General features: G+C 70.0%; 31 protein-coding genes. 13 read left to right on the top strand and 18 right to left on the bottom strand.

Going from position 1 to position 23,662, the window contains the following annotated elements; all coding sequences use genetic code 11:
* The first annotated feature begins 34 nt into the window (after positions 1-34).
* From PKE99_RS23140 to PKE99_RS23120, 5 genes are all read left to right on the top strand, one after another.
* Positions 35-400 carry a hypothetical protein gene (locus PKE99_RS23140; RefSeq protein ID WP_037046983.1) on the top strand — a complete coding sequence of 122 codons (366 nt, stop codon included), beginning with the start codon at positions 35-37 and terminating at the stop codon, positions 398-400.
* On the top strand, positions 397-771 hold the full coding sequence (locus PKE99_RS23135; RefSeq protein WP_037046982.1) for a hypothetical protein: 375 nt from the start codon (positions 397-399) through the stop codon (positions 769-771). The genes PKE99_RS23140 and PKE99_RS23135 overlap by 4 nt, the downstream gene beginning before the upstream one ends.
* 64 nt (positions 772-835) lie before the next feature.
* Positions 836-1,027, top strand: coding sequence for a hypothetical protein (locus tag PKE99_RS23130; RefSeq protein WP_037046981.1), 192 nt, complete (start codon positions 836-838; stop codon positions 1,025-1,027).
* Between the two features lie 100 nt (positions 1,028-1,127).
* On the top strand, positions 1,128-1,838 hold the full coding sequence (locus PKE99_RS23125) for a DUF2637 domain-containing protein (RefSeq protein ID WP_197040666.1): 711 nt from the start codon (positions 1,128-1,130) through the stop codon (positions 1,836-1,838).
* Between the two features lie 249 nt (positions 1,839-2,087).
* Positions 2,088-4,262, top strand: coding sequence for an FtsK/SpoIIIE domain-containing protein (locus PKE99_RS23120; protein ID WP_051737563.1), 2,175 nt, complete (start codon positions 2,088-2,090; stop codon positions 4,260-4,262).
* 130 nt (positions 4,263-4,392) lie between these two features.
* On the opposite strand, the gene PKE99_RS23115 is transcribed toward PKE99_RS23120, so the two are convergent.
* Positions 4,393-4,989, bottom strand: a complete 597-nt coding sequence (locus PKE99_RS23115; protein WP_156067669.1) for a helix-turn-helix domain-containing protein — start codon at positions 4,987-4,989, stop codon at positions 4,393-4,395.
* A 125-nt stretch (positions 4,990-5,114) separates the two neighbouring features.
* Between PKE99_RS23115 and PKE99_RS23110 the strand changes: the two genes are divergently transcribed.
* From PKE99_RS23110 to PKE99_RS23075, 8 genes are all read left to right on the top strand, one after another.
* Complete coding sequence (locus PKE99_RS23110; RefSeq protein ID WP_037046978.1) at positions 5,115-5,366, top strand: helix-turn-helix transcriptional regulator; 252 nt, start codon at positions 5,115-5,117, stop codon at positions 5,364-5,366.
* Complete coding sequence (locus PKE99_RS23105) at positions 5,363-5,509, top strand: hypothetical protein (protein WP_156067668.1); 147 nt, start codon at positions 5,363-5,365, stop codon at positions 5,507-5,509. The genes PKE99_RS23110 and PKE99_RS23105 overlap by 4 nt, the downstream gene beginning before the upstream one ends.
* 154 nt (positions 5,510-5,663) lie before the next feature.
* The gene (locus PKE99_RS23100; protein WP_037046976.1) at positions 5,664-5,918 is read left to right on the top strand and encodes a hypothetical protein; all 255 of its coding nucleotides are present in this window, start codon (positions 5,664-5,666) and stop codon (positions 5,916-5,918) included.
* Positions 5,918-6,130 carry a hypothetical protein gene (locus PKE99_RS23095; RefSeq protein ID WP_037046975.1) on the top strand — a complete coding sequence of 71 codons (213 nt, stop codon included), beginning with the start codon at positions 5,918-5,920 and terminating at the stop codon, positions 6,128-6,130. The genes PKE99_RS23100 and PKE99_RS23095 overlap by 1 nt, the downstream gene beginning before the upstream one ends.
* Entirely contained in the window at positions 6,127-6,345 is a 219-nt protein-coding gene (locus tag PKE99_RS23090) for a hypothetical protein (RefSeq protein WP_037046974.1), read from the top strand. The genes PKE99_RS23095 and PKE99_RS23090 overlap by 4 nt, the downstream gene beginning before the upstream one ends.
* 106 nt (positions 6,346-6,451) lie before the next feature.
* The gene (locus tag PKE99_RS23085) at positions 6,452-7,492 is read left to right on the top strand and encodes a bifunctional DNA primase/polymerase (protein ID WP_051737562.1); all 1,041 of its coding nucleotides are present in this window, start codon (positions 6,452-6,454) and stop codon (positions 7,490-7,492) included.
* Positions 7,489-8,859: a hypothetical protein gene (locus tag PKE99_RS23080; RefSeq protein WP_037046972.1), complete on the top strand. Its 1,371-nt coding sequence runs from the start codon at positions 7,489-7,491 to the stop codon at positions 8,857-8,859. Before PKE99_RS23085 ends, PKE99_RS23080 begins: the two co-directional genes overlap by 4 nt.
* A gap of 23 nt (positions 8,860-8,882) precedes the next feature.
* Entirely contained in the window at positions 8,883-9,197 is a 315-nt protein-coding gene (locus PKE99_RS23075; RefSeq protein ID WP_037046971.1) for a hypothetical protein, read from the top strand.
* Between the two features lie 339 nt (positions 9,198-9,536).
* On the opposite strand, the gene PKE99_RS23070 is transcribed toward PKE99_RS23075, so the two are convergent.
* From PKE99_RS23070 to PKE99_RS22990, 17 genes are all read right to left on the bottom strand, one after another.
* Positions 9,537-9,788 (bottom strand): hypothetical protein, encoded by a 252-nt coding sequence (locus tag PKE99_RS23070; protein ID WP_037046970.1) that lies wholly within the window; start codon positions 9,786-9,788, stop codon positions 9,537-9,539.
* Positions 9,789-9,844: 56 nt separating this feature from the next.
* The gene (locus PKE99_RS23065; RefSeq protein ID WP_037046968.1) at positions 9,845-10,597 is read right to left on the bottom strand and encodes a WhiB family transcriptional regulator; all 753 of its coding nucleotides are present in this window, start codon (positions 10,595-10,597) and stop codon (positions 9,845-9,847) included.
* Positions 10,598-10,729: 132 nt separating this feature from the next.
* Positions 10,730-11,347 (bottom strand): hypothetical protein, encoded by a 618-nt coding sequence (locus tag PKE99_RS23060; RefSeq protein WP_037046967.1) that lies wholly within the window; start codon positions 11,345-11,347, stop codon positions 10,730-10,732.
* 12 nt (positions 11,348-11,359) lie between these two features.
* On the bottom strand, positions 11,360-13,546 hold the full coding sequence (locus PKE99_RS23055) for a hypothetical protein (RefSeq protein WP_037046965.1): 2,187 nt from the start codon (positions 13,544-13,546) through the stop codon (positions 11,360-11,362).
* 1 nt (position 13,547) lies between these two features.
* On the bottom strand, positions 13,548-15,425 hold the full coding sequence (locus tag PKE99_RS23050) for a phage tail protein (RefSeq protein ID WP_037046964.1): 1,878 nt from the start codon (positions 15,423-15,425) through the stop codon (positions 13,548-13,550).
* Positions 15,425-15,847 carry a hypothetical protein gene (locus PKE99_RS23045; RefSeq protein ID WP_037046963.1) on the bottom strand — a complete coding sequence of 141 codons (423 nt, stop codon included), beginning with the start codon at positions 15,845-15,847 and terminating at the stop codon, positions 15,425-15,427. The genes PKE99_RS23050 and PKE99_RS23045 overlap by 1 nt, the downstream gene beginning before the upstream one ends.
* Positions 15,848-16,008: 161 nt before the next feature.
* Positions 16,009-16,338 carry a hypothetical protein gene (locus PKE99_RS23040; RefSeq protein ID WP_271214912.1) on the bottom strand — a complete coding sequence of 110 codons (330 nt, stop codon included), beginning with the start codon at positions 16,336-16,338 and terminating at the stop codon, positions 16,009-16,011.
* Complete coding sequence (locus tag PKE99_RS23035) at positions 16,335-16,739, bottom strand: hypothetical protein (RefSeq protein ID WP_037046960.1); 405 nt, start codon at positions 16,737-16,739, stop codon at positions 16,335-16,337. The genes PKE99_RS23040 and PKE99_RS23035 overlap by 4 nt, the downstream gene beginning before the upstream one ends.
* A 2-nt stretch (positions 16,740-16,741) precedes the next feature.
* Positions 16,742-17,161 (bottom strand): hypothetical protein, encoded by a 420-nt coding sequence (locus tag PKE99_RS23030; RefSeq protein ID WP_156067667.1) that lies wholly within the window; start codon positions 17,159-17,161, stop codon positions 16,742-16,744.
* Entirely contained in the window at positions 17,161-17,820 is a 660-nt protein-coding gene (locus PKE99_RS23025; RefSeq protein WP_037046957.1) for a head-tail connector protein, read from the bottom strand. The genes PKE99_RS23030 and PKE99_RS23025 overlap by 1 nt, the downstream gene beginning before the upstream one ends.
* 27 nt (positions 17,821-17,847) lie before the next feature.
* Entirely contained in the window at positions 17,848-19,140 is a 1,293-nt protein-coding gene (locus PKE99_RS23020; protein ID WP_037046955.1) for a phage major capsid protein, read from the bottom strand.
* 186 nt (positions 19,141-19,326) lie between these two features.
* On the bottom strand, positions 19,327-19,875 hold the full coding sequence (locus PKE99_RS23015) for an HK97 family phage prohead protease (protein ID WP_051737561.1): 549 nt from the start codon (positions 19,873-19,875) through the stop codon (positions 19,327-19,329).
* Entirely contained in the window at positions 19,872-20,078 is a 207-nt protein-coding gene (locus PKE99_RS23010) for a hypothetical protein (protein ID WP_197040665.1), read from the bottom strand. The genes PKE99_RS23015 and PKE99_RS23010 overlap by 4 nt, the downstream gene beginning before the upstream one ends.
* A gap of 5 nt (positions 20,079-20,083) precedes the next feature.
* The gene (locus PKE99_RS23005) at positions 20,084-21,520 is read right to left on the bottom strand and encodes a phage portal protein (RefSeq protein WP_051737560.1); all 1,437 of its coding nucleotides are present in this window, start codon (positions 21,518-21,520) and stop codon (positions 20,084-20,086) included.
* Positions 21,507-21,695, bottom strand: coding sequence for a hypothetical protein (locus PKE99_RS23000; RefSeq protein WP_156067666.1), 189 nt, complete (start codon positions 21,693-21,695; stop codon positions 21,507-21,509). Before PKE99_RS23000 ends, PKE99_RS23005 begins: the two co-directional genes overlap by 14 nt.
* Positions 21,695-23,128, bottom strand: coding sequence for a terminase large subunit domain-containing protein (locus tag PKE99_RS22995; protein ID WP_037046952.1), 1,434 nt, complete (start codon positions 23,126-23,128; stop codon positions 21,695-21,697). Before PKE99_RS22995 ends, PKE99_RS23000 begins: the two co-directional genes overlap by 1 nt.
* Entirely contained in the window at positions 23,125-23,508 is a 384-nt protein-coding gene (locus PKE99_RS22990) for a terminase small subunit (RefSeq protein WP_037046950.1), read from the bottom strand. Before PKE99_RS22990 ends, PKE99_RS22995 begins: the two co-directional genes overlap by 4 nt.
* Positions 23,509-23,662 lie beyond the last annotated feature (154 nt).

Genomic DNA, 23,662 nt, shown 5'->3' with positions numbered 1-23,662 from the left:
CGACACACCCCTTGCACAGAAGGAGGTGGCGGCTGTGGCTCATCCTGCCCTGCCCGCCCTGATCACTGAAACACCGACTCACGATCATGCCGCCTGGTGCGCTCACCACACCGACGGCCTGCTCGACCAGATGTGTGACTCGCAGCCGTGGCTCCTGACACCGGCCGCGTTCAAGCCTGCCGACCCCGGCCGAGTCACCCTCCGGGCGTTCCAGTACCAGGAGCTCACCCGCGACACCCATGCCTGGGACGTCCAGCCCCCGCAGCTCGAGATCTTCCTTGAGGGCGCAGACGGCAAGGTCGGAGCCGCCCTGACCCCGCGTGAGGCTCGGAAGGTCGCCGCGCAGCTGCTGCACCTCGTCGACCTCGTTGAGCGCGAGACCGGGCGGGTGACCCGATGACCGCCCCCACCCAGCCCACGGCGACGTCCATCTACGACGCCCTGGCCATCACCGAGAAGCGGGCGCTCGCCTGCCCCTACTGGTGCTCCGGGACGTGGGACCACGGCATCACCGACGCCGAGATCGATCGGGTCGGTGAGCTCTGGCGGCACCACGTCAGCCGTGAGGTCGTCGCCGTCGAGAGCCCCACGTTCGGCCGGAAGCCGGTCACGGTGCAGCTCGAGCAGATGGTGGTGCGGCACGGCGAGGACGGTGTCTCCGCCCAGCCGGTCACGCTGCCGGTCCACGGGCTGCCGGACGAGGGGCTGACCACCAACGAGGCCGCCGCGCTCGCACACACCCTGACCCTGATGGCGAGGAGCGCCCGATGAGGTTCCGCGCCCGGAAGACGCTCCGCGTCGGCCCACTTTCGCTGCACTGGGGCGGAGGCAAGCGATGATCCGCGCGCTCCTCGTCATCGGTGCGATCGCCGTGATCGTCGTGTGGCTGCAGTCGCGGACACCCGAGCCCGTCGAGATCCCGCCGCCGACTGCCGCGCAGGTGTGCGACATCGGCGAGAGCCACGCCGAGTCCGTCATCCGCGTCCTCGACGGCGGGAAGGTCGAGGTGACCCCGTGCAGCGACTGACCCTCGCCGAGGCCCTCACCGTGATCGGGTGGGCGTTCGGCACCATCGCCTGCGGCCTCGTCGCCGGCTACCTCCTCGGCCTCCTCATGGGGTGGTGGGCGTGAAGCGCGCACCGTGGATCGTGTGGGCCGGTCTGGCGGTCGTCCTGTCCGCCGCGGCGATCCTGAGCTTTGACGCCCTTCGCGGGCTGGCCATCGCCGTGTCGATCCCGTCCGGCTTCGCGTGGCTCCTGCCGATCGTCGTGGACGCCGGCGCGGCCGTGGCGTGCACGATCTGGCTCAGCCCCTCCAGCCCGCGGGACGCCTCACGGTTCGCCGCCTGGATGACGTGGTCCCTGCTCGTCGCGACCGTCGCCGGGAACGCCGGCCAGTTGGGCCTGCACGCGCACGGGATCACCCCGCCGTGGTGGGTCGCGGTCGCTGTCGGGGCCATCGCCCCGGCGGTGGTCGGCTCGGTGGTCCACCTCGTGGTCCTGCTGGTCCGCGAGACCGGACCGGTCCCGGACCGGGTGCCCCTGCCCGAGGTCGACGATGCCCCGGCAGAGGTCGAGTCCGAGGCGTGGCGGGACCCCTGGTCCCGGTGGGCCGGCCCAGACGTGGACACCCCGCCCGTGCTCGAAGCTGTCCCGGCGCTTGACCAGCAGGGACCGCCTGTCCCAGCCAGCGCTGATCCGCTCCTGCCCGAGGTGCTGCGGTGGGCCCAGGAGCGCGGTCTGGACCGGGTGTCGCAGAGGGCGGTCCGCGCTGAGTTCGGGGTCGGTGGACCGCGGTCCGCGCGGCTGCTGTCGCAGCTGCAGGAGGTGGCCCAGTGAGCCGCGTCGGCGTGTTCCTGCACCGCATCGTCCGGGCCCTTCGTGCCCTCTTCCGCGCCTTCCGGACCAGCGGTCCGGGCCGCACCCGGACCGGGACCAGTGCCCTGTCCCCCCGGTCCCGGACCCGGCGCAACCCCTGGCCTTACTGCCCTGCGTGCCACCGGCGAGTAGCCGGGCTGTGCGAGCGCGGATGCGGCGTCTGCCCCGTCTGCTGCCCCGGGCACGACGACACCCCCGAGGGGGCCTCTGATGACCGCGCTTGATCGCCTCACGGCTGGCCGGGAGACCCGGCCGGCCCTGGACACGACCGTCCCGATCCTGCCCGTGTGGCTGCGGGACCGGCTGACCTTCACGTCGACCGCGAAGCTGTGGGCCCGCCGGAACGCCTACCGCTCCGGCCGGTTCACCCTCCACCTGCCGGCGCTGCTGATCCTGCTCGTCCTGTACAGCCCGCGTGGCCTCGGTCGCATTGTGGGGGCCGTCGGTCGGTATTTGTACGATCACGATTCCGCGGAGGTCCGCCACGCCCACGCGGAGAAGGCGGAGACGTCCGACTACCTCAAGGCCCAGCGTGTCCGCCAAGCCAACTTGAGGGCCCGCTGGCTGGTCGCCGGCACCCTCGCGGTAATCCTGCTCGGCCCGGTCCTCGCTTGGACCGCGCCGCGGGTGCTGTCGGGGATCGTCGGTGCCGCCGTCTTCGTGTGGCTTGTGAAGCTGATCCCGGGCCGCGGCCTGACGGAGGTCGCGGTCGGCTTGGGCGCAGGTGTGGCCACCTGGTGGTTCCTGCCCTACGGCCTGGCCCTCATCCCCCGCCCGCCGGCGTGGGCCGTGGTGCTGGTCGTCGTCGCCTTGGTCCTCGCCCTCGGCTGGCACGGCCGGCCACGCGGCAAGAGCCTGCTCAAGGACACCTCGGTGAAGCCGGGGATCGTGGAACCACTCCGCGCCCCGGTAGTGACGGCCGCGCTGTGCGAGCTCGGCAACTCGAAGATGAAGGAGCCCGAGCAGATCCGGCTCCTTATGGACCCCGCCCGACAGGGGCCCGGGTACCAGATCGACCTCGAGCTGCCCGGCGCGGTGCCGGCCACGTGGGTGATCGAGCGTCGCGAGGAGCTGGCTGCCGCGCTCAAGAGGGAGCTCGGCACGGTGTGGCCGGCGGTGGGGAAGCGCAACGCCGCGCACCTCAGCCTCTACGTCGCCGATCAGCCGCTCGTCGAGGCACCGCAGAAGCCGTGGCCGCTGATGAAGCAGGGCGGGGTGGACCTGTTCCAGCCCGTTCCGATGTTCACCGACCAGCGCGGCGACTGGATCACGCTCACATTTGCGTACGCGAATATGGTCATTGGCGCTTTGCCGAGAATGGGCAAAACGTTCCTCCTGCGACAGGCGCTATTGGTGGCGGGCCTTGACGTCCGAGCGCGGGTTTATGCATTCGACGGAAAAGGCACTGGCGACCTCGCTCCGTGCGCGCTATACGCCCACTGCTACAGCGTGGGCGACGAACCCGAGGAGATCGAGCGGGTCCTGCTCAAGCTGCGTGAGCTGCGGCAGGAGATGCGGCGACGCGCCCGCGTGATTCGGGAGCTGCCGCGCGAGGAAGCGCCCGAGTCGAAGGTGACCAGCACGCTGGCGAACCGTCGTGACCTCGGCCTAGAGCCAATCGTCCTCGGAATTGACGAGACGCAAGCCTATTTCGAATACGGCGATAAGGGGAATAAGGAGCACAAGGCGATACGCGAGGAGCTGGCCGCAATTGTCACGGACCTCGTAAAAAGGGGGCCAGCGTTGGGGATAATTGTCATTCTCGCGACGCAGCAGGTGAACGCTCAGACCATGCCCACCACGATCTCGAACAACGCGGTGATCCGCGCGTGTTTGAAGATGTTCGGCCAGGACCCGAACGACCGCGTACTCGGGACCGGTTCCTACAAGCGCGGTATCGACGCGACGCAGTTCGCGCAGGAGGACCGCGGCCTTGCGTACCTGCGAGCCGAGGGCGACGAGGCACGGATCGTGCGGTCAGTGTTCGGGCTGGACGCGGTGGCGTCGGAGAAGGTCGGCGTCCGCGCCCGGCAGATGCGGGAGGCCGCGAACCGGCTCACCGGAGACGCTGACGACGAGGTGATCGAAGCCGAGGAGCAGCAGGTGGAGTTCCTCGCCGACGTCCGCACCATCATGGACAACGCCCGCACGGCGCGGATGCACCTCGGTGAGATCCGGGAGGCGCTCGTGGCGTTCCGGCCGGCGACGTGGCAGCAGCTGGACAACGACTCCGTGGGCGGTCTGCTCCGGCAGGCCGGCGTGCAGCCCGGGACGGTGTGGTCCCCGACGCTGCGGAAGGACGGCAAGGGCGTGAAGCGGGAGCAGTTGGACGTGGCCGCGACCGAGACGATCGGCGTCGGCGAGGACCTGACCGAGTCCGCTTGAACCTGACCGGCGGGTCAGGTGCCCGGTAGGGACGCTGACCTGCGGAAACGCTAGGACCTGACCGAGATCAACCAGGTTGCGGCACCCCTGATTCCGGCCCTCTGGGAGGGGTCGGGGGTGTCCGCGGCGGTCAGGTCAGGTCGCCCCCGGGGTCGTCGTTCTCGGCCAGCAGCAGGTTCCACGCCTCGTTCACAAGCCGGCGAGCCTGGGCGACCCGGGGAGCATCGCCGGCCCCCAAGAGGTACTGGAAGAGCGCTGCCCCGACGGCCTCCGTCGTGTCCTTGAGCTGCTGCTGCGGATCGGGGTTACGACCACGGAGCTTGATCGGGTGGTCACGCACGAATGGCGAGTCCGAAGGCCACGAGGCGACCACCTCGAGGCCCCCGAGGTCGGCTTCAGCGGCTGGAATCTCGGTGACTGTTGCGGACTCCGTCATCGTCGCGCTGTCTTGGCCGGAGTTGTAGACCACAACCTCGCTTAGCCGCGCCTGAGTGGCGGTGCCGTCGAGGATCGCCTGGACCGTGCCGGGCCTCCAGTGAAGTGAGGTGTCGAGCTTGGCGAGGGTGGACGGCCTGAAAGCGGCGTCGGGGCGGCCCTGCTCGATCGTGCGAATCGTCTGGTGGGAGGGGCCACCATGCTTGACGAGATCTTCCTGGCTGTAGCCGAGTTGGCGGCGGCGGCGGATCACAGCGTCGCCAAGTGCGCGCCTCCGATGACTGTCGTCCACGGCGACACCTTGTCAGCCGAGACCGACGAAAACGATCCCCTATTAGCGGACAGGCGCAAGTATCACCCGCTTGGCCTAGCGCGCACGCTTGCGGTAAAGATAGCGATCCCGCTAGCTTCGTCGCTATGAAGTCCGCTGGTTCCGCAAAGTCTCCACTTTGCCAGGATCCGCTCCACGGCACCCTCGGCGACGACCCCGACAGGCTCATCGACACCCGGCAGCTCGCGATCCTGCTGGACTGCGACGAGCAGACAGTTCGCGCTCTGGTCCGGCGGGGCAATGGCCCGGCCCGCATCCGAGTCACTGATCGGGTCATCCGCTACCGCGTCGGCGCAGTCCGCGAATGGCTGGACCAGCGCACGGAGCGTGCCGCGTGATCGAACCCGTAACCGACGACCTCGCGGCCTACGTCAAGGCGATCGTCGACACCGCCCCGCCACTTAGCGAAGAGCAGCGCAACCGCATCTCTGCCCTCCTCCGCGAGGAGCCGGGCACGGAGGCAACAGCCGCCGCTGCGTGACCCGCACGACCACCGCCTAACCAGCGGAACCTCCGGGACCTGACTCCCCACCCCGGAGATGAAAGACGCCCCCGAGGTGGGCTCGGAGGCGTCTGCGACACGAAGGAACCACCTTCATGTACCAGCACGATCGTAACTGCCCCGGAGGTGCCCGGTGAAGACGTACCGCCGTCACAACTGCGGCAGCCACCACCGCTCTCCGCGCACCTTCGCCAAGTGCGTGTGGAAGCGGGCGCACTGGGTCAACGGATCCGGCCCGTTCGCGACCGTCTCCTACTGCCGCGGTGTCACCGTGATGCTGCATGCCACGGAGACCAGCGCAACCGAAGCGCTCAACGGCATCGGGGCCTACGGCTGCGGCGGTGCCTGCTGCCGCCGGCACGACCTCGTCCGGTTGGAGGTCGCGTGATGACCGAGCAGCACATCCATGTCGGTGGCGTCTCCGTCGCCGTGACGGTCACCCCCGCCGACCGAACCAACTGCGCGACCCCGTCCCGCGCCGGCGACCACCCCGCTGCCTGGACGGTGACGCAGGTATCCACTCACGGCCCGGTCATCTGCTCGTGGTGCGAGCAGCACATGCCGGACCGGTTCCAGCACCTGGCCCGAGGTGCAGCATGACCGACGCACAGACGCGCGCGCTGCGGGTGCTCGATCAGCTGCCGCCGCACCTCAAGGTGGCGGTCGTCATCGACGCCGACAGCGGTGAGGAGGTCGCCTGCTTCGATGCAGCAACCCTCCACGACAACGTCAGGGCGGGCACCGCATCGCCCCACGACGTCCTCGAGCTGCTCGCCCAGGCCGGTGTACTCATTCCGAAGTCGGAGGCGGAGTGATGGACACCGACCTGTGGCTGTGCGACTGCGGGCGCGTCCACGTCGGAAGCGGTCCGCACCGTCGGATCCGTCGGCTGATCCGCCGCATCTGGACGGCGGTCACCCGATGACCGAACCGATCTACTCCTGGCACATCCTCGCCGAGCTCGCCGGCGGCCAGGGCCTCGACGGCTGCGCGATCTGCGGCGTCTCCTCGATCACCCACTGGCGCAGCCGGGGCCTGCACGAGCGGTGCGTACCGGCGATGGTGGAGCGCCTCGCTCCGTCCGTCGGGTGGGCGTTCGTCGGGGCCCAGACGCCAGCAGCCGGCCCAGCCGTCGAGAAGGGTCTAAGCACTGTTGAGACCCTCGATTCAAACGAGGGTGCCCCGGTCGACACAAGCGGTGTCCCTGCGGACGTCCTCGGCTGCATCCAGTCCGGCGCGTCGGTGCTGCCGCTCCACTGGCGCACCGACGAGGGCACCTGTTCCTGCGGCGCGGACTGCGGCAACAACGCAGCCAAGCACCCGCTCACCAGGAACGGGAAGGACGACGCCACCACCGACCCCGCCATCGTCGTGGAGTGGGCCGCGCGGTGGCCGCGCTGCAACTGGGGCATCCGCCCGCCCGAGGGGGTCGTCGTCGTCGACGTCGACCCGCGCAACGGCGGTCACGAAACCCTGGCGAGGCTGCAGGACGAGCACGGCGCGCTCCCCCGCACCCTCACCGCCCGCACCGGCGGCGGTGGTGTCCACCTGTGGCTCACCATGCACGGCCCGAGCCGCGGCCGGCTCGGCCAGGGCGTCGACATCAAGCGGAACAGCGGGTACCTCGTCGCCCCTCCAAGCGTGCACATCACGGGCGGGCGCTACGAGTGGGTCGACCGCCGGCCCTCCGCAGTCGCCCCCGCGTGGCTCCGATCTCTGCTCGACCCGACACCGCCCCGCCCGAGGAACGCCCCCACTACGGGCGACCTCGCCCCCCTGGTCAAGTTCGTTTCCGCTGCGCAGGAAGGCGAACGGAACCGCTCGCTGTACTGGGCAATGTGCCGCGCCGCGGAAGCCGGCCACGACCTCGCTCCCCTGATCGACGCAGGCATCGGTATCGGCCTCACCCCCCATGAGGCCCACGCTGCTGCTCGCTCCGCGCAAAGGACGGCCGCAGCGTGACCGGCAATGTCTTCGAGTTCGTCAACCCGGCTGCCCCCGAGCAGCCGGGGCAGCTCCCCAACATCCCGACGGACTTCTGGGAGGCACGCGAGGAGCTGCGCCACATCCGGCAGGCCGCCCACTCCCGGCTCCGGTCCGCGGACCTGGTCCTGCACGCGACCCTGGCGCGGATCTCCGCGATGGTCGACCCGGGTCTCGAGCTCGACACCGGCCTCGGCCCCGGCTCGCTGAACTACTTCGCCGCAGCCGTCGCCCCCAGCGGCGTCGGCAAGTCCACCGGCGCGCGCGCGGCGCGGAGCCTCGTCGACGTCCCGGGCTACCTCGACCAGCCCGCCGAGGACGGCAAGCCTGCCTTCCTCGACGGCATCGCAATCGGCTCCGGCGAGGGCCTGGCGGAGAGCTTCTACGGGACGGTGTGGCGGGAGATCCCCGGCGCGATCGACAAGCAGGGCAACCCCCGCACTGAGAAGGTCCGCACGCAGGTCCGGAAGCACGCCTTCGTCAGCGTCGACGAGGGTGAGGTGTTCACGAAGCTGGCCGAGCGGTCCGGGTCGACCCTGGCGACGACGATCCGGTCCGCCTGGCCCGGCGAGACGCTGGGGCAGGCCAACGCCAGCGAGGAACGCACCCGCATCGTGAAGGCTGGGTCCTACAGCCTCGGGCTGCTCGTCGGCTACCAGCCGTCGACCGCGGCACCGCTGCTCGCAGACTCGGACACCGGCACGACGCAGCGGTTCGCCTGGGTGGCCGGCACCGACCGGAACGGGCCGACCGAGCGGATCCCGACTCCGGGCCCGCTGAACCTGCGCCTGACGGACGAGTACGGCGCGCCCCTCACCGGGACCATCTCCGCGGCCGTCGAGATCCAGGAGGAGCTGTTCCGGCGGCAGGTCCGGCTCAACCGGGGCGAGGAGATCCCGGACCCGCTGAACAGCCACGAGAGCTTCATGCGGTCGAAGATGGCCGCGCTGCTGACCCTGCTCTCCGGCCGCACCCACATCGGGCTCGGTGACTGGGAGCTGGCCGGGATCTTGTGGGACACGTCGTGCGCCGTGCGGGACTCCCTGATCGAGATGGCCAAGGAGAAGAAGCGGGAGATGCAGCGGGTCGCCGACGACGCCGCGGTGGAGCTCGCTGCCAGGAAGGCGGACGTCACCTCGCCGGAGGCGGTGCAGGTGCGGCTGCAGCGGGTCGCGAAGGTCCTGGTGAACAGCCTCAAGAACGCCGGCGGGGAGATGACTCGCAGCAAGGCGAAGCACGCCCTCGCGTCCCGCGATCGGTTCATGTTCGACGTCGCCGTGGAGTTCGCCGAGGCGAAAGGCTATGTGACCGCCACCGAGTACGGCATCCGGCTGCGGGTCGCCTGATGACCACCACACGAGGAGTGACCATGAAGATGTCGGCCCGCGAGGAGGCCCAGTTGCGTGACCAGGTCGCGCGGGCTCAGCTCGCAGAGAAGGTCCGCCGCGACGCCCGTAGCGGGTGTCGTGCCTGCTGGGCGATGGGTGAGCTCGGCAGCGACGACCTCTGCGCGAAGCACGAGCGCATGCCCCCCGAGGTCCTCGTGAACGAGTTCCACGAGGACACCATCTCCGTCCGCGCCCGGAAGCTTGACCGCGACGTCGAGGAGGCCCGGCGGCAGCTCCTCGAGCAGCGCATGCGCACCCGCCGTTCGATCACCCGCACCCCGAGGAAGGCCGCCTGATCGGGATGGCCCGCTAGTCTCTGCTCGTCCCGCTGAACAAGCGGCACCCTCGGCCCCGGACGCTCCGCACAGGAGCCGCCGGGGCCGAGCTGCGTCCGAACGGGCTCGCAAAAATTGCCGACGACGTGCGCCACATGCAGTTGGTGACGGAGCTCAATGCCCCGTGTGCCAGAGTTCGTCCGCGCCAACGAGGAGCCGAAGGGGTTCGGCGTTGACTCGGATGCGTGGCCCCGCGAGGGGCCTGGCGGCGGAGGGAAAAGGATCTGGGGGGCCGTTGGGGGCCTCGGCCAGTCGCCCGGGCTTAAGCCGGGGAATGCAAGCTACCTCCGCCGCCAGCATTCACTGATCTGCAGGTCGGCGAAGCTCCACAAGGTCGCGGCACACCTCGACAGCCTTCGCGCGGATCCGCACGTCCAGGTCACCGAGGCGTAGCGCGATCTCGTCGAGGACCGACGCCAGCCCGAACGCCGGGTCCGGGTTCGTCCGGCCCGCGTACTGGTCCATGACGGTGTCGTGGCGCAACTGCCGGGCGGCGCGGTTGATGAGATCGCGGTCGGCGGACAGCTGCTGCCAGACGTCGCGTTCGTGCATGGCTCCCCCAGGGGGTCGTACGGACCGGGCACCCGGGGGAAGCGGGCCGGCCAATCCTAGGCCACCCGCCGGGCCTGCTTCTCGGCTCGCTTCCGCGCCGCCCACTCGGCCTGCTTAGCGGCCCCGCACTTCTTGCACAGGTACTCCGTCGACGTCCACTCGCGGACTCCCTTCCCGAACTCCTCGCGCGGCTTCGTCTCGTGGCACTTGAAGCAGGTGACCCGGTTCGGGTCCTCGACCTTCACCGCCGGGTGCGCCCGGTACCGCGACGACGTCACGAGGTGGCCGGCCCACACTCCTGCACCGTCCGGTGTCGTGGGCGCAGCCAGGGCGACGGCATCGATCATGTCGAGGCAGACGCTCTTGACCGGGCACACGTCGCACACCTGCGCGGCTGCCCACAGACGAGCTGCTCGCTCCTGCTTCCCCTCGGGGTGCTCGTCGTCGGAGGGATCGAACAGATGTGCCGACTCCAGCGTGCACGCCGGGCGGGCCGACATCGCCGCGAGCTCTCGCAACTGCCTCGGAGGCGGAGGCGGCACATAGACGAGCTCGGCAGGTCCGGGTTCCCCGAAGTCGCTCCAGTGCTGGTAATGGGTGTGGCACCAGCCGTAGGCGTGCACGGTTGTCGACGGGCAGCCTTCGACCTTGCACTTCGCGGGTCGGTACGAGTTGATCCGGTAGGGCCGCGCCTTGACCGGCTTCGTCCCAGCGCGGGAGTGCCGGAAATGGGGCCAGCACAGCCCGTCCGCCCACAAGTCATCCGACAGGCAATCCTCGTGCCCGCAGGTCAGTCTCGTGTCGCCCATGCTCCCGTCCCCCGCCCGTCGCCCTACATCAGCGGCGGCGACCCTGCCGCCATAGCAGTGCCCCGAGAGCGAGGCCCTCGACGCACGTGACCGCTACCCACACCCACAGCGGGACGGTCTCCGCCAGCCACGTCACGGCCCGATCCACGAGAGGTTGATCCGACCCCAGCCGGCCCCGTTGTTGGCCTCGAGGTCCTTGGCGCTGCCGGAGTTCTGGAACACGCGCACGTCCACGTCCGCGGCGGTCGTGTTCTCGTCGCCCGGGTTGATCCGGAACACCGCCGACAGGTTGTGCGTGATCGGGGAGGTGCCGGCCAGCAGCGCGCCCTGAGACGCCTTGCCCGCGGTAGCGACGTTCAGCCGGGCGTACCGCTCTCCCGTGGAGTTCGACGCGAACCGGACCGTCGTCGAGACGAACCAGCGGCCGGGACGCTGCAGCCGGAAGAAGTGCCCCGGCCCGGTGGTGCCGCGGACGACCAGCGGGGTGGTCTGGTTCGCCTGCCCGAACGCGACGATCGTGTCCCCGTTGTTCGGGATCGACTGCGTGGCGCTGGCCTGGTACTCGGCATCCGACCCGACCGAGCCGGTCGCCGCGACGTACCGCCACGCGGAGCCGTCGTAGATCGCGACCATCTGCGTGTCGGTCTCGAGGATCCACTGACCCGAGTGCCCCGTCGGGCGCGTCGTGGAGGTGCAGACGTAGGTCGACAGCTGCGACGCCCGCAGCTTCTGTCCCGCGGCGTAGGCCATGAGTGATCCCTTCTAGAGCGCCAGCACGGCCTGCCGCCACAGATCCACCGCGGCACCCGCGGGGATCGAGACGGTGAGCGCGTCGCACGTGAACGTCTGCGTGGTGCCGGTCCCGGTGCAGGCGGTGGCCCGGACGGGGTTGCCGCCGACGTCCAGCCACATCGGGAAGTCGTCGGCGGTCGTGGTCCAGCGGGGCCCGGACGGGGTGGTGACCGAGAGGCTCGTCTGCCCCGGTGTGCGGGCGGTCGCGAGCGTGGAGCCGTCCGACGTAGCGCGTGCCGCGTCCGTCCCCGTGTAGCCCGTCTCAGACGGGATCGCGGCCACGTTCCACGGGGCGGCCGGGGAGCAGGCGAGCTCGGACCGCCAGCTGCCCGGAGTGATGGTCAGCTTCACGCCCTCGATGTGGAGCAGCAGGTCACCAGTCGACACCCCGGGCAGGACCGCGCCGGGGTTCGTGATGGTGATCCGGTTCCCGGGGGTGAGCGGTGCCGGCAGGTTCGCCAGCAGCGTCGGGGTGGCGCGGTAGTCCAGCCCGATCTCCGGCCAGCGGTAGCCGGTCTGCGTACCCAGGTAGACGCGCCACTGCGCGTAGGCCAGCGCGTCGCCGTCCGAGGGGGCGTTGACCTCCACCGAGTCGTCGTACACGCCGACCGCGTTGATCCCGGCCGGGCCGGTCACGTCCTCGAACGTGACCTCGCTGCCCTGCGGGCGCGATGCGGTGACCCGGTTCCGGAGGCGCTGGTCGTCGTCAACCGGGCCGAACGGCTCCACCACCTGCGTGGCCGCCACGGTCAAGTCGACGGTGGTGTTCTCGAACTCCCGCTTCGGCACCCACGTGAGCCCGGGCCCGAGGCCGTCGTACAGGAACCCGGCCTCGACCTGCTCGGCCTCGCGGAGGATGTCCAGCGCGGTCGACACCGGCTGCGCCCCCATCGGCGGCGACCCGGTGGTGGAGGTGCCGCCGATGACCGTGACGGCGATGTCCTCCTCGGCGGTGACCCGCTGCACTCGCGCGGACGCCGGCTCTCCCGCGTACCCGGCCTGCGGGGGGTACGTCAGCCCCATCCCGGCCGAGGTGTACGACGAGGTCACGTACACCTGCGAGTAGTTCACCTTGACGTCGTTGCCGGCGATGGAGCCGAGGGTGATCGCGGTCGGCCTGGTGCGGGGCACCGCGGACGCGGTCAGGGTGTAGTTCTGCAGGTAGATCGTGCGGGCTGTGTCCAGTGGGTCGGGGAGCCCGCCGAAGTAGACGGTCGTCCCGTCGGTGGAGAGGATGAAGTGGTACCAGCGGGTACCGCCGGCGGTCCAGTCGCGGTAGCCGATGCCCTGGAACCCCAGCCACTGCTCCCCCGCGGGCACGTTCCCGGAGTACGCGGTGATCTGCGCGCCGGGGTCGCCGCCGTTCAGGGTGAACAGCCGGATGTTGATGTAGGCCCCGGCGGACCCGAGCATGTCGATCCGCACGAAGCGGTCGCCGTCCACGGCGTGGTCGAACAGCATCGAGAAGCCGACAGCCCACGACGTGCCGAGGGACTGGTACCGGATGGGGGCGACCATCGCGCCGCCCTGCGTGAGTTCCACGGACCCGGCCGCACCGGACGGGGCATCGTCCGAGGCGGACACCTTCGCCGCCCCGGTGGAGCCAGCCTGGTAGACCATGCCCGGCCCGCCGTCAACGCCAGAGAGGCCGAGCACCGACGTCGACGAGGTGGTCTCCAGCGGCCACCACTCGACGAGGTCAGAGCGGGTCGGCAGGTAGCGGGTCATCGCGGACCGCTCGGTGCCCTTGCCCTGGTTGAGCCGGCGCAGCACCCCGTTTGCGGTGAGCGCCACGGTGAGGTTGTCCCCGCCCGGGGTGAACGTCGGGGTCCACGAGGTGGCGTATCCCTGGAACAGGACCGTGGAGTTGAGGCGCACCCGCATGGGCACGTTGCGGCGGACGTTCGGGTAGTTCGGGCCGGGCCCGGTGAGGTATCGGCCGTCAGGGTTGGACAGCACCACCTGGCAGGAGGCGGGACCGGAGACGGACTGCTCGTCCTGCCGTCCGTTCTGGATCTCGATACCGGCCTCGGTGCGGACGTCGGAGGTGATGTCCGTCCACGTCCAGCCCGAGCCGGCGGAGTCGGTGAGGTCGGCACCCCAGGCGACCTCGACGGCGAGGCTGTAGCTGCTCGACCACGGGATCGTCCACGCCATGTCAGGCCACCTGCAGGACGCCGGTGCGGATGAGCTTCTGAATCATGGTCGCGACCGCGGAGTCTCCGTTTCCGACCACCTGGACGGTCACGCCCCCTTGGTTCGTGCCCGCAGCGGGCGATACAGGGCCGCTTGAGAAGCCTCCTGCGACGTTGACCGAGCCGTTGAACTGTCCCTGGGCGGCGGACATCATGCCGTCCACAGCGCTTCTGACGGACGGGACGCCGGCGAGGATGCCCTGCCCGAAGTCGGTGGCGAGGGCGCGACCCGAGTTGTCGGTGTAGCCGGACCCGGAGAACGGGCCTTCCTTCGCCGGCGAGAACGGGAACAAGTTGCGGATCGAGGAGAGGACCCCCGACACCTTGCTGGTCAGCCAGCCGACCATGCTCGAGATGCCGTTCCACAGGCCCTCGAGCAACGATCGGCCCGCGTTCACCAGCAGCCCGCCGAGGTTCCCGAGCGCGCCCAGGATCATCCCCGGGATGCCGCGGATCCACCCGACCATGCTGGTGAAGGCGTTGACCGCCCCGTCCTTCGCCCCGTTGAACCAGCCCGAGATCATCCCGGGCAGGTTGCCGAACCAGGAGATGATCCCCTTCACGGTGTTGACCGCCCCCGTGATGAACGAGGCGATGAACGAGAACACCGAGGACACGACGCTTGAGATGAGCTGGATCGCGGGGACGACGAGGCCGGTGATGACCGGGGCCAGGACCCCGGAGAAGATCGAGGCCAGGAGCTGCACCACCGGCACGACGACGCCCGCGATGATCGAGGCCAGCGGCGGGAGCAGCGCCGTGATCAGCTGCATGATCGGCGGGAGCAGCGGCATCAGCGCCTGCAGCAGCGTCATCGCCGCACCGACCAGCACCCCGATCACCGGCGACAGGATCGTGATGGCCTGAGTCAGCGCCCCGCCGAGCTGCATCGCCATCTCGCCGAGCATCGGCGCGAGCTGCTGGATCACCGGCAGCATCTGCCCGAGCAGCGAGGAGATCAGCGGGGCCAGCGCCCCGAGCAGCGGGGCGATCGCTGCGGCGAGGGTCTCGATCAGTGTCGCGATCACCGGCAGGATCGGGGACAGCCCCGACACCAGCGCCTGGATGATCGAGGTGATCGGCGGGCCGAGGGTGAGGAACGCCTGCGACAGGCCCTGCCCGAGGATGTCGACCAGGCTGACGACGAACGGCATGAGCGCGTTGAACGCCGGCCCCAGCCCCGTCACGAGCGAGGCGAGCAGCCCGCCGATCGGGCCGAGGAGCCCCTGCAGCGTGGTGCCGAGGGTGGACAGCACCGCGCCGGCCGGGCCGGCCGCGGTGGAGATCGCCATGAAGAAGTCGGACAGGCCACCACCGAGGCTGGCCAGCAGGTCAGCGAGCCCGTCCATCACGGGGCCGGCGGACTGCAGCGCGGTGAGCATGCCGGGCATCGCCTGGACGGCGAACCCGGTGACGCCCTCGGTGAGGGTGGTCAGCAGCGGCCCGACCGCCTGGAACGCCTGCCCCAACGCGGGGGCGAGCTGGTCGAACGTGGTCCGCAGCTGGGTGGCGATGTTCGTGAACACCGGGACCAGCGGCGCGGCCAGCTGCTGCGTCTGCTTGACGACGTGGTCCTTGAGCCCGGTGAACGCCGCCGACACCTGCGCGTTCGACTTGAGCGCCGCTGCGGCGATGCCACCGAACAGGAGCGGGACCGCGCCGAGCGCGCCACCGATCGCGACACCTGCAGCACCACCCGCTACCGACAGCCCGCCGAGGGCGAACGTCGATGTCTTGAGCGCCCCACCGAGCCCAGCCAGCCGGGACTCGGTTTCTTGGACCTTCTGATTGAGGTCCTTGGTGTCGCCGACGAAGGTGAGAGTGACCTTGTTGCCGGCCATCAGCGGGGGTCCAGACCGGCGGACCGGGCGAGGTTCTTCAGCTCGTCCTGGTAGGTGTCGAGGACCTGGTCCTTGTGCTCATCGAACGCGGCCCAGATGTACCGGCCCTTCTTGATGAACGACCTGGTCGTCGGGTTCGCGGTGTGCTTGTTGATCGTGCCGCCGAAGTCGAGCCACGGGAGATAGGGGAACCTGGCGGAACCCTCTGACACCCTCACCGCCGACTGGGTGGACGCCTTCCGTATCGACGAGGAGGCGTGCCCACCGCGCCCGGGACCAATCGGAACCCGCGGCTTCGCAGCCGCCACGACGATCTCCGCCGCCTTGTTACCGGCGGTGCGGACCCCCTTCGGCAGCGAGCCGTCGAGCTGCTTGAGACCGCGCCGGAACTCGCGGAGCCCGGTCACCTTGACCTCGGACACGTCACCTCCCCTTCGCTGCCAATTCCTCGCGCTGCCGGCGCAGCGAATGCCAGGCGACCCACTGCACGTATTCGGCGTTCGGCATGCGCTCCCGCATTTCCCACACCGGCATCCGGAGCCGGTCGGCTAGGAAGAACTCGAAATCCGAGTCGTCTGCGCCGCTACTGAAATCGGGCCATCTCGGTGCCGACCGCGCGGACCTTCATCCCGGACAGCTCGAGGATCACGGCCTGGATCGGCTCGAGCTCCCCCGCCGGCGCGGCCTGCTGCCACTGCGCGACCTCGTCCTCGGTGAGGGCCGGGTCGACCATCGCGGTGGCGAGCAGCACCCGCTCCATCCCGACGGCGTCCAGGTCGCTGCGAGACTGGATCGACAGAGCCTCGGCCCGGGTGAGGCCACGGACCTCGACCTTCCCGACGCCGTCGACCTCGACCCGGCGGGTGCCGAGGCCGCGGGAGGCGAGGAGCTTCGCCTTGATGTCCTCGCTCATACCTGGGCCCCCACCGTGACAGCGCCGGAGATGGTGAGCTCGGCTTCCCAACTGATCATCTCGTCGACCGGGACGGACTCCTTGTAGCTCTTCACCAGGACCTGGCAGGACGACTCCGGCTTACCGGTGCCGACACCCTCAGGCCGGTACTTGAGCGCCACCGTCGTGCCGAGCACCGCCTGCACCGCAGCACGCGGGCCAGTCAAGGCCGTGTTGTCATAAATTCCGGCGAGCTTCACCGAGCCATCGGTGAGACCACCCGCGTAGACATGACCGGTCGCGCCGAACGTCGTGACGTCGTGGTCGTCGGCGGTCTGCTCGAACTCGATGCTGTTGCAGAACGCCGAGCAATCCTTGGTCGCCAGCAGGACCGATCCGGACTTACCGTGAACCGTCGCCATAGCTAGGCCCCTGTTCCTTCGATATCGATGCTGAAAGTCGCGGCCAGGTACGCCTTGCCCGCGATAGTGGAAATGCCGAACTCAATGGACTCGACGCGGAGCGAGTCCCACGCCTTCACAGCCGGCGGGGTCGGAGACCACCCCTCGAGGACCTGCTTGATGGACTCGGGGCCCGAGCCGTCCGCGTACTTCGCGAGCCGGTCACGGGAGGACCGGGCATCGGCTCGGCCGACGACCACGATCAGCGGGATCGTGAAGCGGTCCGAACCGCGCTGCATCCCCGTGTCGAACAGGTACTCGTCCGGCCACCCGACGATCGCGGCCGGCGGGGTGACGTTCTCCGCGTAGTAGGGGTGGGCCCGAAGATCGGGGATGGTGGCGGCAGCGTCGCCGAGCTGGTCCATCACCTGCGAGAGCAGCATCAGGCCGTCCACCACTTCCGCGTGAACGGCTGCAGCAGCACCGCCACGTCCGGGTCGACCTTCGCCAGCAGGCGGAGCTCCGAGCCGGTCTCCGGGGAGCCGGCCACACCGAACGGGGCGTCCCGCCGGGCGTGGAACCGAGCCGCCTGCATGAGCGTGGCCTGCCGGATGGCCTCCGGGAACTCCGTCCAGCCCCACCGCGACGTGATCCGGACAGCGTCCGGGCGCAGCGGCAGAGCCTGCCGGGACACCAGCTGCGTCCACGGCCGGCCCGACATCGGGGCGTTCGACGGGCCCCACGACCAGGACGTGATCGTGGTGGCGAACCCGCCGTCCCCCGCGAAGTCCGCCGCGACGACGATCGGCACGGTGCCGGTCGACGGGAAGAACGGCGGGTACGAGGGCGGGTACGTCCCGTCGCCGGGGACGTACATGGTGTCGTCCACGTCCACGACGTGGCGGCCGTGCTCGTCGACCCGCGCCGTGTAGACGCGGGGCTTCGCGACGTCGTCGATCCCGAACTGCCGGCGGCAGGTGTTGTCCACCGCGCGTGAGGCGGCGGAGATGGCCAGGGCGATCTGACCGTCGTCAGCGGTGTCGCCTACCCGCAGGTAGTCGCACAGCTCGCCTACGGTGCAGTAGTCAGGGTTCCAGGCCATCTCCGCCGCCTCGTCTCGGGGAGCGGATCAGGCAGCGGTGATCTGCAGGCGCTTCACCGACGCACCCGCGTAGCGGGTCAGCACGCCGACGTACCCCCAGACACCGAGGCGGATCGTCTCGGGGCCGTCCGGCTCCTCGTAGCGGAACCGCAGCGTCTGCGACTCGAACAGCACGGTGTCCGCGGCGCGGGCGACCAGGATGCTCTCCGGGTACTGGGTGACGCCGTCCGAGGCGATGACGTTGAGGCCGAGGATGCTGCCGTCGCTTGCGATGGTGCCCTGACCGAAGGCGTTGACCGTGCCGTAGGAGGCGACCGGGATCAGCGGGCGACCCGTCGAGTCGGTCATCGTCAGCCAGGTGCTGTAGCGGGACACCGAGCCGATCAGCAGGTCGGCCGGGAGCTTCCGGGCGTTTCGCACCGCAGCCGCAGCACCAGCCAGGTCCTTGAGGAACGGGATGTTCCCGCCGGACTGCGTGATGGCCGTGTTGTAGGCGGACTCGGTGGCGTACGTCGCGGTGGCGGTGCCGGCCGCGGTGACCATCGAGGCGACAACGCGAGCCTCGACCGAGCTGTTGTAGGCGGCGATCAGGTCGCCGTAAATCAGCTGGTCAATCGCCGGCGACGAGGCGTCGAGCAGCTGCCGCGACACCTTCTGCCCGCCGACCACGGTGCTCGGGGTGACGGTGTCGACACCGGTGTTGTAGGCGTCGGTCCACGAGGTGGTGGCGTTCTCCGCAGACTGGGTCGCGACCGAGGTCGGGGCCGTCTGCTTCGGCAGGGTGATCGGCCGGGGGTCGTTGCCGAGGTTGACGTGGCGGACCGCGTCGGCGACCCGGCGGGTCTGGCGGGCCACGGTCGCGTACTCGTCCGACAGCCACTTCGGGGGCAGGATGCCGGAGCCGTTGGTGCCGGTCGACAGTGCGCGCTGGTGCTCGCTCAGGCGCTGCCGGGCGTCGCCGTCGTCCTCCTTGGCCCGCATGAGGTCCGCGAAGAACGAGCGGGTGCCGCCCTCGGCCTCGGAGCGGTAGTGCCCGGGATCGCGGTCGACAGCCTGGGTGTTGGACACGGCGCGGGTCTGCTCCGCGGCCTGGTCGATCTTCGAGCCGAGCTCGGCGACAGCAGCGGACCGCTGCTCGATCTCGACGAGGGCCTGGATCTCGTCGGCGATCTTCTTGGCGGTCTCGCCCTGCTCCTTGACGGAGCGCAGCTCGTCCTCGCTGAGGTCGCGCTCCTCGCTGGCAGCGCGGGTCTGGACACCTTCGATGGTGGAACGGAGCGCCTCGTACTGGTCGCGCTTCGCCTTCAGGTAGGGGTTCACCGGGTTTCTCCACGGGTCTCACGGAATGGGGAATCTCCGAGGGACCGGTGGGCCGGTGAACACGCTCGACCGGAGGTGTCCGCATCTCCATGAGTGGCGGAGGGGTCCTGCCGTGCGGCCGGGGGGCCGGTATCGCGTCCTGATCAGATTATCAGTAGGTGGGACCGAGATCCCACATACTGAGATTCACATTGGTAACAGTGTCGGGAGTGAGGCGAGGATCTGACGGGCCTCGTCCAGGCGCAGCGGCTGCACGGACCGGACCCCCATCGCCACCGCGAAATCGCCGTACGCGCCCTCAGGAACCACGGAAAGTTCCCGCAGCGTGGCGGTGACCCGCTCGACGATGCCGCCGGACAGCCGCCGGTTCTGGCCCTCCTGGAAGCCGATGGACACCTGGTCCAGCGCGCCGTCACGGAGCAGTTCGAGGGTGTCGTTGCCCATCGCGGTCTTCGCCACCCGAGCCTCGAAGTACAGGCCGGCGGCGTCGTCCCGCAGCTCGAGCACCTTCCCGATGATCTGCCCGCCCTGCGCCTGGTGGTCACGGGTGAACGGCACCCGGTGCCCACTCGTCAGCTGCTTCGCGAACGCACCCCGGGCGAACTGCTCGGTGAGGCCGGCGTGGATCCGCTGCGGCCGGGAGTACGGGACCGCGATGCCGTGCACCGTGCGGCCGTCCCCGCCCGAGCGGATCTCGATGTCCGGGGCGAAGGTGCGGGTGAGGACCTCAGTCACGCGACGGTCACTCCCTCGTCCTCGTTCTTCGGGGCGTCGGGGTCGACGTCGGCGAGGCCGCGGTGGGTGTACCAGTGCGCCTCGCACAGACCACGGTGGGCAGCGTCGTGAACGCAGCCGGGGAGCTTGCAGGACCCCTGCTTGGCGTCGGGCTTCGCCTCGGCCGGCCGGGTGTCCGTCTTCTTCGTACGAGCTGCAGCCATCGTGATCATCCCTTCCCTACGGGGTTCGTGCCCTTGCGTTCTCCGGGCCAAATCCCGAAGACATCGTGAAACCACTGCGAGGCGATCCGCTTCGCGCGGGTCGGCCCCACGTGCTTGACCAACTGCCGGTACAGCGCGGTCCAGGGGTGCGCCTTGCCCGCCCACTTCGCCAGACCCTCGCCGTGCTTCCAGTACCGCTCCAGCGCGTTCACGTCCGCCGCGGACCGGTCCTCCCCGAGCTCGGCCGCCCACTGCGCTGCGTCCTCCGGCGTCGGGTCCTCGTCGTCCTCGGCCGACTGCAGCGCCTTCTCGTCGATCCCGTCGACCGGGGGCAGGTCCTCCAGCCCGCGCGCCTCACTCGGCAGCAGGAAGCCGGCGCGGATCCCGATCTCGTGGGCCTGGTAGCGGGTCATCGTGTCCGACCGCAGCAGCCCGTCGAGGTTCAGCTTCGCCCACGTACCGCGCGGCAGGGCGGTGGAGAACGCCTGCTCAAGCCGGGAGATGTGCCCAATCAGGGAGAACCGGACGAGGTTGGTCGCCTCGGACTCCAGGTTCGAGTAGGTCATCGAGTCGCCCGAGGAGACACCGAGCCACGACGGGGACAGCCCGAAGATCAGTGCGATCTGGTGGAGGCTGTACTTCCGCGCCTCCAGCAGCTGCGCCTCCGTCGGGTTCCACGCCACCGGCGTGTACTCCATCGAGGAGTTGATGATCTGTAGCCCGCGGGTCCGCTGGTTCGCCTTCCACCCGGCGGCGACAGCGCGGGCGTCGCTCTCGTCGAACGCCGGGTCGGTCGACTTGAGCACCCCGGACGGGACCGCGGCGGTGTCGACGGACCGGGCCTGCTCGTCGAGCTGGTCCGCCAGCCGCAGCGACTTGGACAGGTGCGCCTCGAGGACCGACATGCCGCGCAGTGCACCCGGGCGGGACGGCCCCTTGACGTGGATGACCTCGTCGGCCGGGTAGAGGTCCTGGCCGATCTGGTAGATGACCTCGCCCTCGGTGAAACCGATCTCACCGCGGCCCGCGCGGCGGACCTGCACGCTCTCCGCCGGGACCAGCGCGACCGATGTGGGGTAGCCATCCCGCCCGCGCGACGCGATCAGGCCGATCGCGTTGCCGCGCCACACGAGGTCCAGCACCACCGAGGAGAACGTCGTCACGGCGGTGTCCGGCGGGGACGGCTGCAGCAGCAGCGGTGGGGTCGGCAGCCGCTCCTGCACGCCGGCCCGGTCCCGCAGCACCTGCCACGGCAGCGACCCGAGAAGGTCGGAGATCAGCAGCGACGCCCGCCACGCGCCGGGCAGGCTCATCGCGCCGGAGTACGCGCCGTGCGACCAGTCCGGGCTGAGGCTGTCGACCACGAACGTCTGTGACGCCCCGGTCGTCGTGTCCGTGGCCGTGTACTGGACGGCCCGTGTGAACAGGTCAGCGAACCCCATCGGTCACCGCCTCACGCCGCTTCGCGACGAGCTCGAGCCCGGTCGCGAGGGCCAGCACAGCGGTACCGCCGGCGAGGAGGAACCAGCCGAGCGGGAGCAGCAGCCACAGCCCGGCGAGCATCGCGAACACCGCGACCGCCTGCGCGAACACAGCCGCGCCCTGCATGAAAGTCATCAGACCTCTCCGGTGTAGAACACCCGCGAGCGCGGAACGGGGACGGGAACAGGGGCGGTCCGGGCGGCGTGCACCGCACCAGCGACCGCATAAAGGGCGTCCACGTGGCCCCCAGAGCGGGTGAACCGCCACGAGTCGCCCGACCACGCCTTGCCCGCGCCGGCGACGTGAGCGTCCAGCAGTGGGTCACCGGGGTGCCGCACCTGCCGGGCAGTGACGAGAGTGGCGAGCTCCTGGCAGCACTCCGCCACCTCTGCACCCTTGATCTCCACGGTGTCCAGGGAGCGAAGGTCCGCGGCGAGGCCGGCGGCCGGGCCGGACGGGAACCACGCCACCGTGCGCGGCGCGATCCGGGCGAGGATCCCGGGCAGCTCCCGGCGGGCCGCTGTCACGCTCTCCCACGCTGCGAACACCTCGACCCGCACCGACCCGTCGTCGAGCTGCGCCGCACCTGCCAGCGTCACGTGAGCGCCATCAGGGGCGACGTCCACGCACGCGGCCACCCGGTCCCGGAAGGGGGCGAGGGTCGCTGTGTGGTCGACCGACGCCTGCCACGCCACCAGGTCCACCGCGGAGTCGAGTGCGTCAACCCGGCAGCAGAGCGATTCCGTCCTGAACCGAGCCGCCGGCGAGGTCATCATGTCCGACCGGATCGCCGCCTCGGAGACGGTGTGCCCCAGCCCGGGGTTCGCCTGCGCCCACGCATGCGGGTCGTCGAGCTCGCAGTTCTCCGGAGCCGACCACTCGAAGATCCCAAGCGTGGGGTCCGAACCACTCAATGCCGTGGAGCGGAGCGCGTTCAAAACGACCGAAGCCGTCTCGCCCGCGTTGCTGATCCCGAGGATCAGAGCGTTCGCCTTCGCGGTCGTCGTCTTGCTCAGCGCAGCCCACGCATCCCAGGTCCGGTGCTCCCGCAGCTCGTCGAGCAGCAGCAGATCCACCGACAGGCCACGGCCGGCCGACCGGGTCGCAGCGGAGATCTTGTAGCGGGCCCCGTTCGTCAGGGTCAGCGTCTGCTCACCGTTCGCGTGTCGGACGTTGTCCAGCTCGGCGCGGAGGTCGTCGTCGTCCTGGACGATGTCGACCGCGCCCTGCCACGACTCCCGGGCGACGTCGAGGCTCTGCGCGCAGCCGAGGACCAGCTGAGCGCGACCGGTGAACATCATCCAGAGCGCCAGCAGCTTGCAGAGGTAGGTTTTTCCGTTCTGCCGCCCGACCAGGAGCAGTACGGTTCGGAACCGGAACCCGCCGTCCGGGCGCAGCTCGAGCGCGCGGATCAGGAACTCCTCCTGCCACGGCAGTGGCTCGACCCCCAGCACCTCGCGGGAGAACCGGGCAGCCTCGAACCCCAGCGACGTCTCCGGCGTCAATGGGCGCAGCGGCTCCGTCGACAGACGCGGCGTCGGGATCCCGACCAGCTGGGTCGTGGTCACGCACCACTCCGGAACTGCGTCAGCCGGCTGTTCGCAGCCGGGCGGCCCGGGGGCAGCTTCACCCGTGACGCGGACGTGGCGTGCAGCGAGGCCAGCACCGCCTCCAGCCGGGCACCCAGCTCCTTGAGTACGGCCTGCTCGGCGAGCTTCGCCTTGAGCGCGGACACCTGCTCGACGAGCTCGGTCTCCTCCTCAGCCGCCTTGACGGCCCGGAGGACGCGGTCCGCGGCGGACGAGGCAGCAGCAGCCTGATCAATCCGGCGGGCGTACGAGCGAGCGAGGGCGGCAGCCGCCTGGTCGCGCGGATCCAGATCGAGAGCAGCAAGGGACGCCTCGACTTCCGGGAGCAACTTCCCGGAGTCCGCCTGGTCCGCGCCCATCCCACCTCGCTTCTCACGCTTTAGGACCAGTATCCCACATTGTGAGACCCGTTCGGGCGTAGGAGCGGGTCACGATCGGATGCGTGTTGAACCGGACGTGACGATCATGCCCCTGACCTGCGGAAACTTCAGGGAGAGAGGAACACGCGGCGGG

The organism is Pseudonocardia halophobica, assembly GCF_027922425.1.
Lineage (GTDB): Bacteria > Actinomycetota > Actinomycetes > Mycobacteriales > Pseudonocardiaceae > Pseudonocardia > Pseudonocardia halophobica.
Note: the sequence above shows the minus strand (reverse complement) of the source record. Positions and strands in the feature narration are given on the sequence as shown.

Bases quoted from the DNA above. Each gene is read 5' to 3' on its own strand.
- PKE99_RS23135 (WP_037046982.1), top strand. From the start codon at position 397: ATGACCGCCCCCACCCAGCCCACGGCGACGTCCATCTACGACGCCCTG.
- PKE99_RS23130 (WP_037046981.1), top strand. From the start codon at position 836: ATGATCCGCGCGCTCCTCGTCATCGGTGCGATCGCCGTGATCGTCGTG.
- PKE99_RS23120 (WP_051737563.1), top strand. From the start codon at position 2,088: ATGACCGCGCTTGATCGCCTCACGGCTGGCCGGGAGACCCGGCCGGCC.
- PKE99_RS23110 (WP_037046978.1), top strand. From the start codon at position 5,115: ATGAAGTCCGCTGGTTCCGCAAAGTCTCCACTTTGCCAGGATCCGCTC.
- PKE99_RS23095 (WP_037046975.1), top strand. From the start codon at position 5,918: ATGACCGAGCAGCACATCCATGTCGGTGGCGTCTCCGTCGCCGTGACG.
- PKE99_RS23090 (WP_037046974.1), top strand. From the start codon at position 6,127: ATGACCGACGCACAGACGCGCGCGCTGCGGGTGCTCGATCAGCTGCCG.
- PKE99_RS23085 (WP_051737562.1), top strand. From the start codon at position 6,452: ATGACCGAACCGATCTACTCCTGGCACATCCTCGCCGAGCTCGCCGGC.
- PKE99_RS23075 (WP_037046971.1), top strand. From the start codon at position 8,883: ATGAAGATGTCGGCCCGCGAGGAGGCCCAGTTGCGTGACCAGGTCGCG.
- PKE99_RS23070 (WP_037046970.1), bottom strand. From the start codon at position 9,788: ATGCACGAACGCGACGTCTGGCAGCAGCTGTCCGCCGACCGCGATCTC.
- PKE99_RS23065 (WP_037046968.1), bottom strand. From the start codon at position 10,597: ATGGGCGACACGAGACTGACCTGCGGGCACGAGGATTGCCTGTCGGAT.
- PKE99_RS23060 (WP_037046967.1), bottom strand. From the start codon at position 11,347: ATGGCCTACGCCGCGGGACAGAAGCTGCGGGCGTCGCAGCTGTCGACC.
- PKE99_RS23055 (WP_037046965.1), bottom strand. From the start codon at position 13,546: ATGGCGTGGACGATCCCGTGGTCGAGCAGCTACAGCCTCGCCGTCGAG.
- PKE99_RS23050 (WP_037046964.1), bottom strand. From the start codon at position 15,425: ATGGCCGGCAACAAGGTCACTCTCACCTTCGTCGGCGACACCAAGGAC.
- PKE99_RS23040 (WP_271214912.1), bottom strand. From the start codon at position 16,338: ATGAGCGAGGACATCAAGGCGAAGCTCCTCGCCTCCCGCGGCCTCGGC.
- PKE99_RS23035 (WP_037046960.1), bottom strand. From the start codon at position 16,739: ATGGCGACGGTTCACGGTAAGTCCGGATCGGTCCTGCTGGCGACCAAG.
- PKE99_RS23030 (WP_156067667.1), bottom strand. From the start codon at position 17,161: ATGCTGCTCTCGCAGGTGATGGACCAGCTCGGCGACGCTGCCGCCACC.
- PKE99_RS23025 (WP_037046957.1), bottom strand. From the start codon at position 17,820: ATGGCCTGGAACCCTGACTACTGCACCGTAGGCGAGCTGTGCGACTAC.
- PKE99_RS23010 (WP_197040665.1), bottom strand. From the start codon at position 20,078: ATGGCTGCAGCTCGTACGAAGAAGACGGACACCCGGCCGGCCGAGGCG.
- PKE99_RS23005 (WP_051737560.1), bottom strand. From the start codon at position 21,520: ATGGGGTTCGCTGACCTGTTCACACGGGCCGTCCAGTACACGGCCACG.
- PKE99_RS23000 (WP_156067666.1), bottom strand. From the start codon at position 21,695: ATGACTTTCATGCAGGGCGCGGCTGTGTTCGCGCAGGCGGTCGCGGTG.
- PKE99_RS22990 (WP_037046950.1), bottom strand. From the start codon at position 23,508: ATGGGCGCGGACCAGGCGGACTCCGGGAAGTTGCTCCCGGAAGTCGAG.